The following is a 14,562-nucleotide window of genomic DNA, read 5'->3' on the forward strand; positions in this document are numbered from 1 at the left end:
CCTAAAGCCTGCTACACCACCAATCCAGCCCGCTCAAAGGCCAAAGGCTCCAGAGCCCTCATCTCAACAAGCGTCAGCGGCGAAAAGTTGCGATCAAGCTGCAGTTCAGAGAACCGCTCAATGCTCAGGCCGCCTTCGCGGAAAAGCTTCGCGCGAACCGGGCCAATGGCTTTGTCCTGGAACGCCTCCGGCTGCTGCTTGAGCCAGTCGTAGTAGCTGAGGTCCGCCCTCACCTGCTGCGGGCCATCCTCTCCAATCGATGCCCGGGTGGCTCCCTCGGCGAACATTTTGCTGAAGCGCGTCACCGCCACCACTGTCGAGCGACAGTTGATGTGAATCGGTGGTCGAGGCCCCTCGGTCAACTTGAAGCGCTGTTTGTCGAGCGATCGGCATTGGCTGGTGGTCTTCAAATCCAGTGTGCTGACCCATTCCACCGCCTGGACGACATCAGGATTTTCCTTCAGCGTCTCCATGCGTGCCTGAGTGGCCACGTGCTGCACTGCCGTTCGCACCACAGCGCCGGCATTCCGATTGGTCGTGGCCAAGATGCCGTCGTTGTAGTTGAGCGCCTTGGTCCCGCGGATGTTCTTGATGATCTGAAAGTTGGTCTGGCCTTCGAAGAAGCCCTGCCGGATCGCGCCTGTGAGGCGCTGTCGTTCATTGGCGGTGAACCCATCAATGAACGCCTTGAGCAGCTTCCCGCCGTCCGCGCCGCGCACGCTGAGCGGATTGGTGAGGATCGCAGCTCGAATTGCAGCAGCACCAGGCACCGCCGCATCGAACGAGACGCCCACCGGTGCCGCTCGAGTCAGGCTGGTGGCTTCGAACTCGGCCTCGTAGTTCGCAATTTCGATCAGATCGAGGTTCAACTGCGCGCTGTAGCGATCGAAGATGCCCAGCAGCAGGCTGTCGACCTCTTGCAGCAACACCTCAAGACGCCGAGTTGTGTACTCCGTCAGGTCGGTACTGGACAGGCGTTCGCGAATCGAGCGGTCAATCTCCTTGAGGAAAGGCCCGAACTTGGCGACTTCTCCCGACTTCAGCTGCTCAAGGAACACAGCGTGCCGAATGGAGGCATCAAGGATCGCTTGGTTGGCCGCCATTTGCGTTCGCTCCAGTCAAATCGTCCAATTGTGGGCCGGCGTTTGCCGTCTGCAGCTCGTCCCGGATCTCGTCGTCGGTCTTCTCCGGATCGATCACCCCGCGGTCACGCAGGTATTGCCAGAAATCACCCTCCGGCAGCCTGCCGCCCTGCACCGCATTGAACAGCGCAGTGAGGATCGTTGCGTCGAGACTGATCTGACTGAAGTCCTGATTGAGTTTGTAGAGCGCTTCGCCGGTGACGTTCACAAACTCGACCATCCAGACCAGGCACTGCGAATAGGCCTCGCTGACGTTGCTCACAATCAGGGAAAGCACGCTGTGCTCTGCCGCGCTGTCATTGTCGGCCTGAGTGGCAGTCTTCACCGCGCTACCGCGCTCGATCAGGCGGGCGCCGAGCGACACCATGTCCTCTTTTTTGCCGTCCATAGCCTCCTTGGCGACGATGTTCGGCTGCGCTTGCCAGACGCCGCATGCGCCGCCTTGAGGAAGCAGCCAGGGTGCCCGGGAACCGAGAAAGATGCCCTGATCTTCCATGTGCTTACGCCAGGCTTCGGAAAGCCCGCTCATCCATGGCTGAGGCTGGCCCACCAGATAAGCCGCTTCCTCGTAGTCCGCGCTGTTCCGGTAATGACCGATGTTCACTTCGGCCATGTCGTACAACGGCGAGTCATCAATACTGCTGTCGTTGTTCTCGCTGCCCAGGAACTGGAATGGGATAACACGCCACGGTTGACCGGTACCGTTCAGTGGAGTGAAAGGCGCGGTGGTCATCAACGTCTCGCTGGCGCCTTCTTTCCATACTTCCTGCGTGTAAACGCCGGCCGCGTCGAGGCGAAGCACTCGAAACTGCACAACCTGCTCGCTGCCGAAACCATCATCGGTATCGACGTCGACCACTTCACGCAGCACAACAAGACTCAGCAGGTGCTGGCCACCGACTTGGCGAGTCTTCCAGTTGATGATCGCCTCAGTTGGATAACTGGCGATGTTCGCTCGGGCCCGGCCTGCCTGCTCGTCAGCCTTGCTTACGGTGCCGGGCTCAACACTTGCGTAGTCCACCAGTAGCCCGTGCCGGCCGACTTCAAGCAGGTGCCCGATGACCGACTGTGACTGCTGGTAGATGCTCACGCCCTGCCCGTCGATGTCCTTCGACACATAGTTGAGCGCGCCGGGAACAGTCAGCGTTGGCCAGGTACGGAACACGGCACCGACCAGGCTGTGTTTCGTTCGGCCGGTAGCGTTGTAGAACACGGCGCGCTTCTTGTAAGCGTCGTAGCGTTCTTTGTTGTCCTTGCTCGTGTCCGCTGCGTTTGGTCGTGGCAGATACAGGTCGCCAGCAGCCTTGATGGTTTCCGAGCCTTTGCAGACGTCGCGCACCAAGCGCCAGCGGTTTCGCGCCGCGTCGTACTCGGGGCGTGTGAAAGTGACGTCGCTCATCAGCGTGCGATTCCCATTTTCATAGAGGTGGCCGGCTTGTTGGCGCTCTTCGCAACAGCGAAGTAACGAAAACCGTCGGAGCCGTGAGAGGTCCAGTCATGCAGCGGCCGGTCTTTCCAGCAGCCGCGCTTGTCGTCCCATTCCTTGCGATAGTTCTCCAGGCAGCCGATGCCTTTTTCGCACTTCGACTCATCGAAAACACAGAGCGGAAGAATCTCCCGCACCGCCTCGATGCCGTCGTTGATGCCGATCTTCGGAACCACCTGGAACGTCATGCAGTATTTCTGCCCGTCAATCTCGTAGCCCTCTTGGGCGAGCTCCCGGCGGGTTTTGGCATCGCTGCCGAACTCACGGTTATCGATATCGTGCGGCCCCCAGTGCTCGGAGTAGGTGTAACCCTTGTCCTTGAGCACTTTCATGTAGTGCCGCAGGCCTTCGCCCGAGTTTTCGTAATAGTCGATAACGTGGTACTCGGTGCCGATCTGGCGCACGAACCAGATGGCCGTGGAGTCGCCGACGCCGATATCCCAGAACGTCATCACCGGTTGGTGGCTGTTGTTCGGGATCGCGCCAATTCGCTGCTGGGCATAAAGCTTGGTGAACTGCTGGGCGTAATAGGCGCCCTCTACCGACTGCTGGAAAGCCTCAACCGGTATCGACGGGTATTCCCGCTTCATGTCGTCGCCGAGCGTCTTCTCCTTGGCCGCATACCAGGCGCGCTGCCCGTCATTTGTGACGATGCCGTGTTTCGCGTGCAGCTCGTTGAAGTAATCGGTCAGACGCTGCGGGATGACCACATCAGTCGGGTCAAGCCAGTAAGCTTTGTTCTTCCACCAACTGAAAAAGAAGAACTTCCAGTCCAGCAGACCGAGGGACACACCGGCGAGTTGCTGGCGTTCAGCAGCTTGGCTGTAGTCGAAGAAGTACCCAGCTCGGCCCTCTGCCGTCGATTCAATGGTGACGAAACAATCGGTGGCCACAGCCTCAAAGGCACCGGTGACAATCTCGCGTGCCTTGTGTGGGAACTTGGCACAGATCTTCCCGAACTCGGACACATGCAGGTAACGCAGCGTGCCGCCTCGGAATGAAGTGGAAACGTAAAGCGAGCCACCCTTCTTGAACACCAGCTCGCCGGCAGCATCATTCTTCGCCGGGTTGGCCATTCGAATAGCTGACGGCAGGTTGTCGTAGGCGTATTTCACCTTCTCTCGGAACAGACGCTTTGCATCAGTCAGGGTGTGAGCAATCAACGCGCACTTGGCCGACTCGAACAGCGCGGCGTCAAGCTGGATGATGCAGCACTCTGTGGTGAAGCCGAGCTGGCGAGCCTTCAGGATGATGTTGCGAGTGTGCATCCCTTCAAAGTATTCAACCTGCTCGTCCGTCATCCGGAAGCGGACCTTCTTGCCCTGCTTGTCCGTGATGAAGTAGAGGTTGTTCAGGCGCCATCGCTTGTCCCGGAGCAGCTTCATGTGCTCGGGCTTCATGTCAGGCTTCCTTCGATAGTTCGTCCATCAGTGCGGCTAGGTCGTCGACTGTCTTGTCACCTGTCTCTGTGTCGAGGTTATAGGCCTGGCGCTCGCCCTTGATGACTTTGAGCTGAGCGTCGACGCCGGCGTTCAAGGATCGAGCGAAGTCGCCAATGTTGTCCTTGTCCACGTCCATATCGGATAGCGCGTCGCAAAGCTTGTTCGCAATGCCACGCCACTGAGCGAGATCCGTGCGGTGAGCCAACACTACTGAGGCAGCCTCGTCGGATGCCTCATCTATAATTTGTTCGTCTTCACGCACTTCACGCTGCGTGACATCAGTGCGTGAAGCTGTGCGTGAAAGCTTTCCGTTGGTGGCTGCTCGCACCTGATCAGTCAGGTCTCGCTGCCACCCATGCTTCTTGGCTCTACTGCGAATCGTCCCTTCACTTGAACCGTACTTGTCGGCGATACCGCGCAGTGAAAGCAATCCTGCCCGGTAGGCGCGCTCGATTGCCTCCCAGTCGGGTTGCTTAGTTGTCATAAAATGTCTCAGGTGAGCCGAAAGCAGGGATTGAAATGGTGGCGGGTTGCCGGTATTGATGAGACTCAACTCAACGCAAGGAATGCAACATGTCGCAAACAATACTCAGTGCAGTTAAGGCAGCCGGCGATAATGATTTTTCGGCTGAGCAGCGTCGGTCATATGCAGTGGCTGCAGCCCTGGAAGTAATCGCAGCCAAGGCCGGGCAAAGCGGCGCCAACGCCACACTTCTGGAGCGCGAGATGGGGCGCCTTGGGGAGTACGCTGACTTGATCCAGGCAGCGCTAAAAGTCGAGTGATCCATCCGTGCCGCACTCACCTGCGGCACACTTTGGCTCAAGCACCCGCTCAACATGGACCGCCTACGTGGAATTAGACCAAGAAGAGGCTCAGGCAATCATTGCTGAGCTGAAAAGGATGCATGACGATATTCGCAGCCTTATCAGCGACGCCGACGACAAATCACGGCTCACTGTAAACAGCACCGCCTCGCTCAAAGAGCGGCTGACGACCATCAAACAAGACATCAAGGACGCAGCCAAGAACGAAACACTGTCTCGTCGGAAAGCCTCCAAGACCGAGCTCGAGCAGGCATTCTTCGGGCCCGCTGTCAGAGGCGCCTCGTCCAACTTCAGAATGCGCACCGATACAAGCCCAGTGAGCTCGGCCTGGGCGAGAGGCCTGCACGAAGTAGAGTCTGAACTCTCTTACTTCCTGTACAGCCTTGAGGCACACCTTAAAAAGAACTCATAGCCATCAATGTCGCGACACAATTTGATAATTCTCGAAACGTGTTGCGAGCTACCCCGCCACCTCAAACACATGTCCGCGCCGAGTCCAGGCATAAGCCACCACTCCGGCATGGATCATCACAGTGAACGGGCTCACGTAGTGCCCCTGAACCGCAGCAGCGAAATCGCCGAACGCACCGATGGCCACCAGGTAGAACGAGATGCTGAGCATGGGCTGCTCAATCGGTCGGACGCGGCGCAGGTAGTCAATCGAGGCGATCACCACCAGCACACACAGAAATGCGTCTACGCCTCCCAAGATAGGATTCATGATCAGGCACTCCCGGTTGCGCCGAAACGTCCCGCCAGCGCCTTGAGGCCAGGGATGATGTTCATCGCCAACAGACCAATCAGAAAGGCAACACCGTTCTGGGTGTCACTATCTGGCGGAAGGCCGAACTGGTGAACAGCCAGGGGCGTGGTGAAAATCGCGGACAGAAAGCCGGTGGCCACCGCCCAAAATGCCTGTTTGCGCGTCAGCCCCTGCAACAGGGTTAGTGATACGCAGGCGCCCGCGAAACCAGCGACAGCTACGCCGTACTTCGCAACAAGCGCAGCCGCAGCTGTAGTTGCTGGTTCAGCCATTTGATACTCCAGAAATGAAAAAGCCCCGCACTTGGCGAGGCTCTTATGAGATTTTCAACTAATTAGCTATTTGGCTTGATCGTGATGGAGTCGAGATAGTCATGTCCAGCCCAGGTTAATTGGATCAAGTTCGACCCGGCAATAGATAGGAAGCCTGCGCCAGCACAAAGATTGGCCAAATAGATGCATTCTGGCTCATCCAAAGGCTTGTCTGGGTTGCCACTTGAGGAGCTCCACTTATCCAGCAGCTCAACCAAGTAAATTCCGTCTTCGTTAGCGTATGCCTGCACAAGGTCCAGCAGATGCTTCACGTGATCCAAGTTACGTCTCATAGATATCTCCTGTTGATCCGATTAGCCGGAAAGCAGGTAATACCATAATGCAATCACACACAACAAAAACCCGGCTCGGTGGCCGGGTCTTCATGATGTCGTTGCGGCAGTGGTAAGTTGCGCAGTATGGGGAAATTACCGCAAAACACTCGACATGTCAATATGTTTATGCCGCACTTTCTTCATTTTCCGAGTGAATCACCTGCCAAACTGGCTGTTGAGCATCTAGATCCACTTCCTTGATCACCTCTTTCAGTGAATCCCACACCCCTTTCCAGTCCCGAGCCCACTGAGTGATCTCAATCACCACGCCATAGAAGGCCTTCATCTCCTCAGAGATGCGAACCGGGCCCCACTCTGCTGCTCGACTCACCTCACCCTTGTATGACCGTAAAGCCATAGTGATCAGGCATTCAGCCTTGATCTTCTTGGCATCGGACAGGCCAGAGAAATCAGCCCTTGCCGAAATCAGCTTCTCGGCATTCATGACATGCAGCATCGTAATACACGGGTGATACAGGAAATGCCCGAGCTGCTGCACCTGGAATGGCAGTGTTTCAATCGCGCGCTGGATCTTCCCCATCGTGACCAGATGCGCGGCCCGAGCGGTGGACCGGCCAATTGGCTTGCGACGCGTCTCGCTGATGCTGATCCGCTGGCGGGTGGCCAGAATGCGTTCTTCCTTGTCATCCCCCATCGCAGCGAACACCACCTCATGCTGGCGGGCCCGGGTCTTCTTCAGTGTTGCCGCCGACTGTGCGGAGTCGATGGCCGCCGCGGTGATCGAGGCGTTTGATTCGTGTTGAGAGTCAGTCCATGCCTGACGTGCTCCGATTAGCTTCATGCTGCTGCCCTCTTCAGTTCTTTGATTTTTTCCCGGTAATCCGCCTTCATGGCTTTCAGGTTTTCAATGGTGTAGCGCTTCGGCTCATGCGGCCCCTCCAGCCACTCAACCCGCTCGGTGCCGATGCGCTTAACCAGCTCAATGCGGTAATTCACGATGTCGCCGGACTTGTGGTTGTTGCACGGAGCGCACTGCTTCCACACGTTCAGCGGCTCGAACCGCAGCTCTGGGTTCGCTCCCACGGTGCGGTAGTGCCCGGCGTGATACTGGCCTTCGTGGTACCGACCGCAGCTCACACACGGCAGATCCTTGTCGCGCAGGCGAATGAATTCGTTAAACGCCTGCTGAGCCTCGCGCACGTGGTCCGCCTTCGGCTTGATGCGCTCTTTTGCTACGCGGATCTCCCGGCGCTCGCGCTGGTCGATGGACTTCCGATCCTTCTCACGTTTGGCCTTGGCAACTGCCAGGCCGCACAGGGGGCTGCACACCACCTGCATCGAGCGCGCCGGAACGAACTCGGCCTTGCACGCGGCGTTGCGGCATTTCTTCTTGCGGAGCTCCTTGAGAGCAATCCTCATGCGTAACTCCCCAACTGATCAGCAGCAGCCAGCGCGTCAGCCTCATTCTCAAAAACCGTGGACAGCACCAACCGCCAACAGGCTGCGAAAACATCCTTGTAGAGAGGCTCAAAATCCGACTCATCCATGTTCGCCCAACTGATCGACTTGGCCTCTTTACGGATGCCTTCGGGCGTGCGCACCAGGTGAAAGTGACCGGCCTCGATCGTTACCCACTCGCGGAATGCCTCACGGCTCTTGTCGACTGCCGGGAAGCGTTCCGCGCGAGCCTGCTCCAGCCCGGTGATGTACGCCGCAACTGCATGCGAAAGCTGCCCCGGCTTACCGCTTTGCGCCTCGAAGAACTTGGCCAGCCCCTGGATGCCCCGCATCTCTTGGCGCGGGATCAGGCCGCCGACCGGCTCCCAGTACTCCCAGGCCAGATCGAGCATCGAGAAGAACTTGCCGTGGAACTTGCCGTTGCGCATCCGGGTGAACTTGCCGTGGATGACTTGGCCAGCCTTCCACTTCTGGACAGTTTCGCGATCAGCTTCGGTGGCGGGCACCAGTCCTTGAGCAGTGCGGATCAGTGCGAGCTCAGCCATGGAGAGCCTCCTTGCTCATGGCGGCGCCAAGCTGACCGTCGAATTCAGCATCAAACTCATCTGGGGTGTCATCGATTTGCTTTAATGTCATGGCGCGCATTCGGCGGTACCGCTCGGCGTCTTTGTGCAGCACCTCGTTCTCAAACTTGAGCTTCTTGTTCTCCGCGATACTCAGGAAGCAGGCGGTGTCCGCAATCTGCAGGTCGGCCTTGAGTTGGCCTGCGCCCTTCCGAGCGATCTCAGCCTGGCCGCGAAGACCAGTGTTCTCCGCCTTCAGGTGATCGCGCTCGGCGATCAAGGCCAGAACATCAGCAGGATCAACCTCGTCGTAAAATGCCGACAACGCACGCATCTCTTCGGCCTCATCAGCGTGGTTTGTGAAGTCCTGGGCGTACTCGGCTGCCTTCTTCAGTTCGCTGTAATCGGTCATCACGCGCCCTCCCCGTTGCCACGCTGCGACTCCCAGTTGAACAAGATCAGCTTCCCGCCGTTCTCACGCAGACGGTCGACGACGCGGTCCCCCATGTACATCGGCAAGTCGTCCCGGCTACGGTTGGAGATCACGATCGTCGGCTTCATGGCTTCGTACCGGGAGTTGATCAGCTCGAACATCACGGTCCGCTCGAACTCCGTGGAGTTCTGCACGCCAACCTCGTCGAGGATCAGCAGGTCCGGCGCTGCAAAGAGTTGGTAGGCCTGTACCTCGTTGTGCGCGGTGTCGCGGTCGAATGATGCTTTGACGTGGCGAATCACGGCGCCGGCGGTGACATAGAGCGCAGTCAGGCCGAACTCACGCATGACGTGGTTACCGATGGCTGCTGCAAGGTGTGTCTTGCCAGTGCCGACATTACCCAGGAGCATCAGGCTGCGGCCGCGCTGGGCGTGCGACGGGAAGCTCTCGGCGTATTCCGTGCAGATGGCCAGCGCACTCTTCTGCCCAGGGTTGCCGGCGCGGTAATTGGCAAAACTGCGATCAGCGAAGCGTGGCGGGATGCAGGACCGACCGACCCGGGACTCGATGGCACGCCGCGCGTTCTCGCGAATCAACGCTTCCTGCTCGACACGATCAGCCTCGGCCCGTTTCTCATCGGCGCAGCGCTGGCAGCCAGACCACACCGCCGAGCGAGCCTTGCCCAGACCGGTCAGGAAGTCGGTGTATTCGCCATGCGTTGGGCACTGGCGCTTCTGCGACTCCAGGATCTGGCCGAACACGCCGATCACACTCACGATGTTAGATGCGATACGAGCCATCGGCATTCACCTCGAGGTTTGCGGCATGGTCGATCTGATCAAGCTCGGTGTGACGGGACTTGCCGGGGAACTGGTGCACATTGCTGGCGACTTTGACCTCGTCTTCCCAGCGCTTGCCGTTGAGCCAGGTCGTCGGGTGCGGGATGTACTTTCCAGCCTCCTTGGTCCAGTCAGCGCAAACGACCTGCTTGGCCAGGCCGCCGACGATTTCAGCGAACAGTTCGTCGGTGAGCTTGAGTTTCATCCAAGACTTAAGGGCATTGGCCTTCCCCACCTTCAGCGGGTAGAGCGTCCAGAATTTTGAGAACAGTTCGTCCTGCTCGCTCGCCGAGCAAGTCTTTTGATCTTGCTCTTTCTTCTCTTCTCTACTCTTCTCTTCTCTGGTCCGCTTTTTGTCCGCATCACTAGCGGACATTTCTGGGACAGATCCGGGATTACGAGAGTTGCGCTTGCGCTCATTGTCATTGGCGCGGCGCTTCGCACTCTTGCCGTTGTGCTCGTCAAAGCGAGGCATTACAAGGCTTCCACAGTCATCAAGGGCCGCCCACTCAACGTCGATCATGGCCTGGGTGAAGCCTGGCCAGCCAATGACTGCGTCCATTGCATCAGTGGTGTAGCCGACCAACACGCCATCATCACAATGGGTGTCAAAGATGCTCCAAGCGATGTGCAGTCCGCCAATGATCCGAAGTCTGTCCGCTTTCAATGCGGACACCATGCGGAAAACTTTCGGATGGGTCTGAAGGTCGATGCGCATTTTTATCCAATCTCCAGCCATTACACGGCTTCCTGTGTGGTGATGGCTGCGTCATAAAGCTCGACAGCACGAACGGCCAGCTTGAGTTTGCGCTTAGCGGTGTTGGCGGCTTGACGGGCGTTGCAGCGAGCAATGTAGAGGTGACGAGTTGCGTCGATTACCGGAAGGAACTCTTCGACTTCCGGATTGATTGGACGGCGATCGTCAAATGGGCGGCCATGCTCTTCGAAGAAGTCGGCGTAGCCTTGGTCAAGCCGGCGCTGCGCTTCGGCAAGATCGTCGACAGCACGCTGGTGGGCCATCGCTCGATCGGCAACACGGAGGGACAGCTGAAGGCGTTCGGTGGTGATCACCGCGCACCTCCCAGCAGATCGGCATCACGGGCGGCCCAAAGAGCGCGGAGCTTTGTCAGTCCCTTGCCAGTGACGCGAGGAGTTGAAACTGGAGTGGTTCCGTTTTCTGGATGCTCAAAGGTGCTGAGTTTCGCAGTGAGATACCCGGATTCGATGGGGGCCTGCATCGGTTCGTTCTTACGAAGAGTTACCCACCGGCGCTGGCGCAGAAACGCCATCAGACGGTTCTGGCCAGTGCCGATCAGTTTGGTGGCTTCAGCCACCGAATAAGTTTCGTGCGTAACGGTCACTGCATCGAAAAAGCCAACCTTTGGCGCGTCGGCCGCGACCTTCTGCTCGAGCATCAGGTTTTCGTGGGACAGCTCGCTGTTGTCCGCTTCCAGGGCGACGACCTTGGTCACGTTCTCAGTGAGCAGAGCCAGTAATGTGCGCGGGTCGCTGAACGCGGCGGCGTAGTTGAAAGCGGGCTTCGCTTCCAGTTCAAGCCAGCGATCAACGATCTTGGCGCGCAGCTGCGCATCGTAGCCAGAAACCAAAACGAGACAGTCGCGCTCGCTCAGTAGGAACTCAGGGTACGCCTGACCATTCTGAGGGTGGGTGTAGGGGGTCTCCTCAGTTTTGAGGACACCCCCTGCGACCAAAATGCGAGCATCGCGGAGCACGCTATCGTGCGACTTGCCTGTCAGCTGTGCAATTTCTCGCGTAGACATCGTGGTACGCGACACATTTTGCAAATTGTGAAAACGTGTCGCAACATTGTTCGGGGTATTGCTTGAAATGGGTTGACTCTGCATAATCGGCCTTCTCTAGTTTCGCGAATCAGCCGACCTCTCCGTCGGCTTTTTTGTGTCTGGGATTTGAGTACTGGATGAATCAACAGCGACTTCAGGTTTCTATCTGTGCAAGCCGGCAAGGCCGATACTGGCTACATGGATCGGTGGACAGGGTCGCTTCAGGCGGCCATCTCGGCCCAAGGGAATGACGGGCAAAGCTCCTCCCTCTTCACTTCGCCATTTGTGAACGCCTCAATCTGAATTGCTCTTGCTGCCGGAACTGGCCGATCTCCCGAACACCACTGGCTAACAGTTGGGGCTCGAACATCAAGACGGCCGGCTAGCGCTGTTTGGCTACCCAAAATACCGGCTGCCTTTCGAACCGCTTCTGCTGGTGTCATGGGGGGGGGCTCCGGTTTGTAATGCGCCAAATATAAGGCATTAGCTAATTTCTAACAAGCCATTGCCTACTCAGACAATGGATAGGCTTAATTAGGCAATGCTTACAGGTCCAGAATTAGGCGCAGCCATCGAGCAAGCTCGGGTCGCCAAAGGCGTTACAAAGAAGAAGCTCGCCGAAGATTTCGGCGTGGCGGGTCCGTCTGTCCAAGGCTGGGTGAAGACGGGTCGAATCGATAAATCGAAGCTCATGGAGCTGATCGAGTATTTCTCAGGCGTCGTGACACCTGCTCACTGGGGCTTGAGTGAGCGAATGGGCGATATTCTTTCCGCGCCAGGAGTTGAGGCGGGCTCAATGCCTGCTGTTCGAGCTGACGTCCACCTCTCCGATATCAAGCCTTGGGACGACAATACCCCTCTCGACGATGACGAGGTCTACGTCCCATTCCTGCGAGAAGTGGAGTTGGCTGCCGGCTCAGGCCGCTTCGTTATTGAGGAGAGCAGTAGCGCCAAGCTGCGCTTCTTCAAGAAGGATCTTCGCCACAATAACGTACAGTTCAGCAACGCGAAATGCGTTGTCGTCAGCGGCAACAGCATGCTGCCGGTGCTGCGTGATGGCGCTACCGTGGGCATCAACGTCGGAAAGAACTCGCTGGGCGATATTGTCGACGGGGACATGTACGCGATCAACCATAATGGCCAGCTCCGCGTGAAGCAGGTCTATCGCCTGCCCACCGGCATTCGCCTGCGCAGCTTCAATCGTGATGAGCACCCAGACGAGGACTACACCTTCGCCGAGATCCAGGACAATCAGATCGCTATATTGGGGCACGTGTTCTGGTGGGGAATGTTTGCGCGCTGAAAATACATGAGTCACACCCGCTAGCCAGCCAAAAAATAAAAATCTCTAGGGATGAGTAAAAACAATGGAATTTATTGAAAAATACAGACCCTATGCAGAGTTTGCATATTTTGTTTCCTGGCCTTTAATTCTCCTTGGTGTTGCGGTTGCAATCTACCAGCTTAAAGCATTCAAGAAGGAGGCTAAAACAAGATTCCAGCGTGAGACCATTGCAATGAGTATTTCCATACTAGACAGGAAATTGCAGAGCATCGAGGAGTATGCCACCAACGCCTTCAGGGAAAGTTCATACCTAGACAGCCCTGAATTTAGTGGAGAAATAATCGGGCTTTCATCTGCAGAATCAACATTCAATCAAGAATGGTTGGATTGGTATGAAAGCGATGACGCCATCCCTTTTAGCCACCTCGTTACGCTCGCCCTTAATGACATGGAAAATTTTGCTCACTACATTTACTCCGGCATTACAGACGAGGAGCTATGCTACAAGTTAGAGCATAACTTTATTCTTTCCAACATCGAAGGTTTTTTGCCGTATATCGCGCATGCAAGAGATGATGAGGATCATGTCGTTTACGAGAGTATCGCGAGACTTTATCGAGACTGGTCCGATAAGGCAGCTCACGACAAAACACAGAAAGAGCTAAAAAAAATCGCTACCAAACTGAAAGAAAATAAACGACCAGAATCTTTTAAAAGTTTAGTTTGAAACTTTGGGAGCAATATTTTTATATTGCGATGCGGGTCTGCCGAAACCATACTTTATTAGCGAGCTCGCGCTGTACAATTCAATTCAGTCCAGCAAGAGTTCCGAATATATAAAGTAAAGCATGTTTATATTGAAGGAGCTAGAGCTAGACTGAGCCGTGCTCCCTAGTAATCACCCTACAGCTTGGCACACTGATCATATCCTCAGTCCCAAACAGTAACGATCAAGCTAATTTCTGGAGAACTTCAATAAAAGGATTCGGCAAGTTAATCTCGTTTGTTGGTGCTTGCTGGGCGGTGTTCGCGCCCAACATGGATGTATCAGTGTCGACGGGCTCCGGTAGCAGAGTGAACAACCTTGGGTTTATGGCTGATCGACAGACTCACACCATCCTCGGCGGGATCATTGCCTTGGCTGGCCTGCTTATGATCTTACTCGGTAGAAAGACTGCGACGACCTAATTGATATCTGAGAGCGATTCACACCCCTGCCCCTTGTGTGCGGAGACAATTAAGAGCGCCGCCATCAAGTGCAAGCACTGCGGTACTGATATTCCAGCCCAGGCACGGCACCGTAAGATGACGCAGTTGTCACGCCCGTTCCTGCTGAAAGCCTGTCCGAACCAAAAAGTGACAATTCGAAATTCTGGGCACTCTGTCTTGCCCTCGGTACAATTATCGTTGGAATTCTCTACCGGGCAATCCTGCAGCAACCTGGTCTCGCGCCGCAATCAGCCGTCGCCACCTATCAACCAAAGGCTGATGAGTTGGTGACTCTCAATTCGTCAGCGTTCGGGTGCATGCTGTCATCCGATCTCAGAAAGGCGCTTTTTCACTATAACCAATCCGAGTTCACGGCCTGGGCGGATGTCACGGTAAACAGACGCTGCTTCCACCAGAAAGACGTAGTTCGGATATCTCGTGGACTGTGATGCAAGTACGTGACGATCTGATGCAAATCGGCCTGAAACGCGCCGTTGATTATTCGAAGGACCCTGACCTAGGCCAATTCACTTACTGGACACTGGCGCGCTGGGTCTCCCCAACAGAATAGCCGATAACGACCCTTTAGAAGAATTTCAGCACAAGCCAAGCCCGCCCAGCGCGGGCTTTTTCATGCCTAATGAAAAATAATTAGGCATTACCTATTTACATAATATTAGCCAATGCCTAACATTAGCTCCAAGCCAT

General features: G+C 56.3%; 20 protein-coding genes. 4 read left to right on the forward strand and 16 right to left on the reverse strand.

Annotation, left to right across the window (positions count from 1 at the left end; genetic code table 11):
* Positions 1-11 precede the first annotated feature (11 nt).
* Genes NTD87_RS22180 through NTD87_RS22195 form a run of 4 tightly spaced genes read right to left on the reverse strand, consistent with a single transcriptional unit; the run spans position 12 to position 4,554 of the window.
* The gene (locus NTD87_RS22180; protein WP_262116318.1) at positions 12-1,103 is read right to left on the reverse strand and encodes a minor capsid protein; all 1,092 of its coding nucleotides are present in this window, start codon (positions 1,101-1,103) and stop codon (positions 12-14) included.
* The gene (locus NTD87_RS22185) at positions 1,078-2,541 is read right to left on the reverse strand and encodes a DUF4055 domain-containing protein (RefSeq protein WP_262116319.1); all 1,464 of its coding nucleotides are present in this window, start codon (positions 2,539-2,541) and stop codon (positions 1,078-1,080) included. Before NTD87_RS22185 ends, NTD87_RS22180 begins: the two co-directional genes overlap by 26 nt.
* Positions 2,541-4,028, reverse strand: a complete 1,488-nt coding sequence (locus NTD87_RS22190; protein ID WP_262116320.1) for a terminase — start codon at positions 4,026-4,028, stop codon at positions 2,541-2,543. The genes NTD87_RS22185 and NTD87_RS22190 overlap by 1 nt, the downstream gene beginning before the upstream one ends.
* Position 4,029: 1 nt before the next feature.
* Positions 4,030-4,554 carry a hypothetical protein gene (locus tag NTD87_RS22195; protein ID WP_262116321.1) on the reverse strand — a complete coding sequence of 175 codons (525 nt, stop codon included), beginning with the start codon at positions 4,552-4,554 and terminating at the stop codon, positions 4,030-4,032.
* A gap of 89 nt (positions 4,555-4,643) precedes the next feature.
* Here NTD87_RS22195 and NTD87_RS22200 point away from each other — a divergent pair, with 89 nt between their 5' ends.
* Positions 4,644-4,853, forward strand: a complete 210-nt coding sequence (locus NTD87_RS22200) for a hypothetical protein (protein WP_262116322.1) — start codon at positions 4,644-4,646, stop codon at positions 4,851-4,853.
* A 67-nt stretch (positions 4,854-4,920) separates the two neighbouring features.
* The gene (locus NTD87_RS22205) at positions 4,921-5,307 is read left to right on the forward strand and encodes a hypothetical protein (RefSeq protein ID WP_262116323.1); all 387 of its coding nucleotides are present in this window, start codon (positions 4,921-4,923) and stop codon (positions 5,305-5,307) included.
* Positions 5,308-5,355: 48 nt separating this feature from the next.
* Here the strand turns inward: NTD87_RS22205 and NTD87_RS22210 are convergent, their stop codons facing one another.
* From NTD87_RS22210 to NTD87_RS22265, 12 genes are all read right to left on the reverse strand, one after another.
* Positions 5,356-5,616, reverse strand: coding sequence for a hypothetical protein (locus tag NTD87_RS22210; RefSeq protein WP_262116324.1), 261 nt, complete (start codon positions 5,614-5,616; stop codon positions 5,356-5,358).
* A 2-nt stretch (positions 5,617-5,618) separates the two neighbouring features.
* Positions 5,619-5,930 carry a peptidase M48, Ste24p gene (locus NTD87_RS22215; RefSeq protein WP_262116325.1) on the reverse strand — a complete coding sequence of 104 codons (312 nt, stop codon included), beginning with the start codon at positions 5,928-5,930 and terminating at the stop codon, positions 5,619-5,621.
* Between the two features lie 62 nt (positions 5,931-5,992).
* A complete protein-coding gene (locus NTD87_RS22220) occupies positions 5,993-6,262 on the reverse strand; it encodes a DUF2513 domain-containing protein (RefSeq protein ID WP_262116326.1) in 270 nt (89 codons plus the stop codon).
* Between the two features lie 166 nt (positions 6,263-6,428).
* Positions 6,429-7,106 (reverse strand): hypothetical protein, encoded by a 678-nt coding sequence (locus tag NTD87_RS22225; RefSeq protein ID WP_262116327.1) that lies wholly within the window; start codon positions 7,104-7,106, stop codon positions 6,429-6,431.
* The gene (locus tag NTD87_RS22230) at positions 7,103-7,684 is read right to left on the reverse strand and encodes a recombination protein NinG (protein ID WP_262116328.1); all 582 of its coding nucleotides are present in this window, start codon (positions 7,682-7,684) and stop codon (positions 7,103-7,105) included. The genes NTD87_RS22225 and NTD87_RS22230 overlap by 4 nt, the downstream gene beginning before the upstream one ends.
* Positions 7,681-8,268 carry a DUF1367 family protein gene (locus NTD87_RS22235; protein WP_262116329.1) on the reverse strand — a complete coding sequence of 196 codons (588 nt, stop codon included), beginning with the start codon at positions 8,266-8,268 and terminating at the stop codon, positions 7,681-7,683. The genes NTD87_RS22230 and NTD87_RS22235 overlap by 4 nt, the downstream gene beginning before the upstream one ends.
* Entirely contained in the window at positions 8,261-8,698 is a 438-nt protein-coding gene (locus tag NTD87_RS22240; RefSeq protein WP_262116330.1) for a hypothetical protein, read from the reverse strand. The genes NTD87_RS22235 and NTD87_RS22240 overlap by 8 nt, the downstream gene beginning before the upstream one ends.
* Positions 8,698-9,519: an ATP-binding protein gene (locus NTD87_RS22245; RefSeq protein WP_262116331.1), complete on the reverse strand. Its 822-nt coding sequence runs from the start codon at positions 9,517-9,519 to the stop codon at positions 8,698-8,700. Before NTD87_RS22245 ends, NTD87_RS22240 begins: the two co-directional genes overlap by 1 nt.
* Complete coding sequence (locus NTD87_RS22250; RefSeq protein WP_262116332.1) at positions 9,500-10,297, reverse strand: Pyocin large subunit-like protein; 798 nt, start codon at positions 10,295-10,297, stop codon at positions 9,500-9,502. Before NTD87_RS22250 ends, NTD87_RS22245 begins: the two co-directional genes overlap by 20 nt.
* On the reverse strand, positions 10,297-10,629 hold the full coding sequence (locus tag NTD87_RS22255; RefSeq protein ID WP_262116333.1) for a hypothetical protein: 333 nt from the start codon (positions 10,627-10,629) through the stop codon (positions 10,297-10,299). The genes NTD87_RS22250 and NTD87_RS22255 overlap by 1 nt, the downstream gene beginning before the upstream one ends.
* Positions 10,626-11,423, reverse strand: a complete 798-nt coding sequence (locus NTD87_RS22260) for a phage regulatory protein/antirepressor Ant (protein WP_262116334.1) — start codon at positions 11,421-11,423, stop codon at positions 10,626-10,628. The genes NTD87_RS22255 and NTD87_RS22260 overlap by 4 nt, the downstream gene beginning before the upstream one ends.
* A gap of 158 nt (positions 11,424-11,581) precedes the next feature.
* Positions 11,582-11,803: a transcriptional regulator gene (locus NTD87_RS22265; RefSeq protein WP_262116335.1), complete on the reverse strand. Its 222-nt coding sequence runs from the start codon at positions 11,801-11,803 to the stop codon at positions 11,582-11,584.
* Positions 11,804-11,901: 98 nt separating this feature from the next.
* On the opposite strand from NTD87_RS22265, the gene NTD87_RS22270 reads away from it, so the two are divergent.
* Both NTD87_RS22270 and NTD87_RS22275 read left to right on the forward strand, forming a co-directional pair.
* On the forward strand, positions 11,902-12,663 hold the full coding sequence (locus tag NTD87_RS22270; RefSeq protein WP_262116336.1) for a helix-turn-helix transcriptional regulator: 762 nt from the start codon (positions 11,902-11,904) through the stop codon (positions 12,661-12,663).
* A 64-nt stretch (positions 12,664-12,727) separates the two neighbouring features.
* Positions 12,728-13,372 carry a hypothetical protein gene (locus tag NTD87_RS22275; protein ID WP_262116337.1) on the forward strand — a complete coding sequence of 215 codons (645 nt, stop codon included), beginning with the start codon at positions 12,728-12,730 and terminating at the stop codon, positions 13,370-13,372.
* The last annotated feature ends 1,190 nt before the right edge of the window (positions 13,373-14,562 follow it).

This window comes from Pseudomonas sp. 6D_7.1_Bac1 (assembly GCF_025465945.1).
Lineage (GTDB): Bacteria > Pseudomonadota > Gammaproteobacteria > Pseudomonadales > Pseudomonadaceae > Aquipseudomonas.

Coding starts and splice junctions, on each gene's coding strand:
- NTD87_RS22215 (WP_262116325.1), bottom strand. CDS start 5,930: ATGGCTGAACCAGCAACTACAGCTGCGGCTGCGCTTGTTGCGAAGTAC.
- NTD87_RS22275 (WP_262116337.1), top strand. CDS start 12,728: ATGGAATTTATTGAAAAATACAGACCCTATGCAGAGTTTGCATATTTT.
- NTD87_RS22245 (WP_262116331.1), bottom strand. CDS start 9,519: ATGGCTCGTATCGCATCTAACATCGTGAGTGTGATCGGCGTGTTCGGC.
- NTD87_RS22200 (WP_262116322.1), top strand. CDS start 4,644: ATGTCGCAAACAATACTCAGTGCAGTTAAGGCAGCCGGCGATAATGAT.
- NTD87_RS22185 (WP_262116319.1), bottom strand. CDS start 2,541: ATGAGCGACGTCACTTTCACACGCCCCGAGTACGACGCGGCGCGAAAC.
- NTD87_RS22195 (WP_262116321.1), bottom strand. CDS start 4,554: ATGACAACTAAGCAACCCGACTGGGAGGCAATCGAGCGCGCCTACCGG.
- NTD87_RS22180 (WP_262116318.1), bottom strand. CDS start 1,103: ATGGCGGCCAACCAAGCGATCCTTGATGCCTCCATTCGGCACGCTGTG.
- NTD87_RS22270 (WP_262116336.1), top strand. CDS start 11,902: ATGCTTACAGGTCCAGAATTAGGCGCAGCCATCGAGCAAGCTCGGGTC.
- NTD87_RS22240 (WP_262116330.1), bottom strand. CDS start 8,698: ATGACCGATTACAGCGAACTGAAGAAGGCAGCCGAGTACGCCCAGGAC.
- NTD87_RS22210 (WP_262116324.1), bottom strand. CDS start 5,616: ATGAATCCTATCTTGGGAGGCGTAGACGCATTTCTGTGTGTGCTGGTG.
- NTD87_RS22235 (WP_262116329.1), bottom strand. CDS start 8,268: ATGGCTGAGCTCGCACTGATCCGCACTGCTCAAGGACTGGTGCCCGCC.
- NTD87_RS22265 (WP_262116335.1), bottom strand. CDS start 11,803: ATGACACCAGCAGAAGCGGTTCGAAAGGCAGCCGGTATTTTGGGTAGC.
- NTD87_RS22220 (WP_262116326.1), bottom strand. CDS start 6,262: ATGAGACGTAACTTGGATCACGTGAAGCATCTGCTGGACCTTGTGCAG.
- NTD87_RS22260 (WP_262116334.1), bottom strand. CDS start 11,423: ATGCAGAGTCAACCCATTTCAAGCAATACCCCGAACAATGTTGCGACA.
- NTD87_RS22230 (WP_262116328.1), bottom strand. CDS start 7,684: ATGAGGATTGCTCTCAAGGAGCTCCGCAAGAAGAAATGCCGCAACGCC.
- NTD87_RS22190 (WP_262116320.1), bottom strand. CDS start 4,028: ATGAAGCCCGAGCACATGAAGCTGCTCCGGGACAAGCGATGGCGCCTG.
- NTD87_RS22250 (WP_262116332.1), bottom strand. CDS start 10,297: ATGGCTGGAGATTGGATAAAAATGCGCATCGACCTTCAGACCCATCCG.
- NTD87_RS22225 (WP_262116327.1), bottom strand. CDS start 7,106: ATGAAGCTAATCGGAGCACGTCAGGCATGGACTGACTCTCAACACGAA.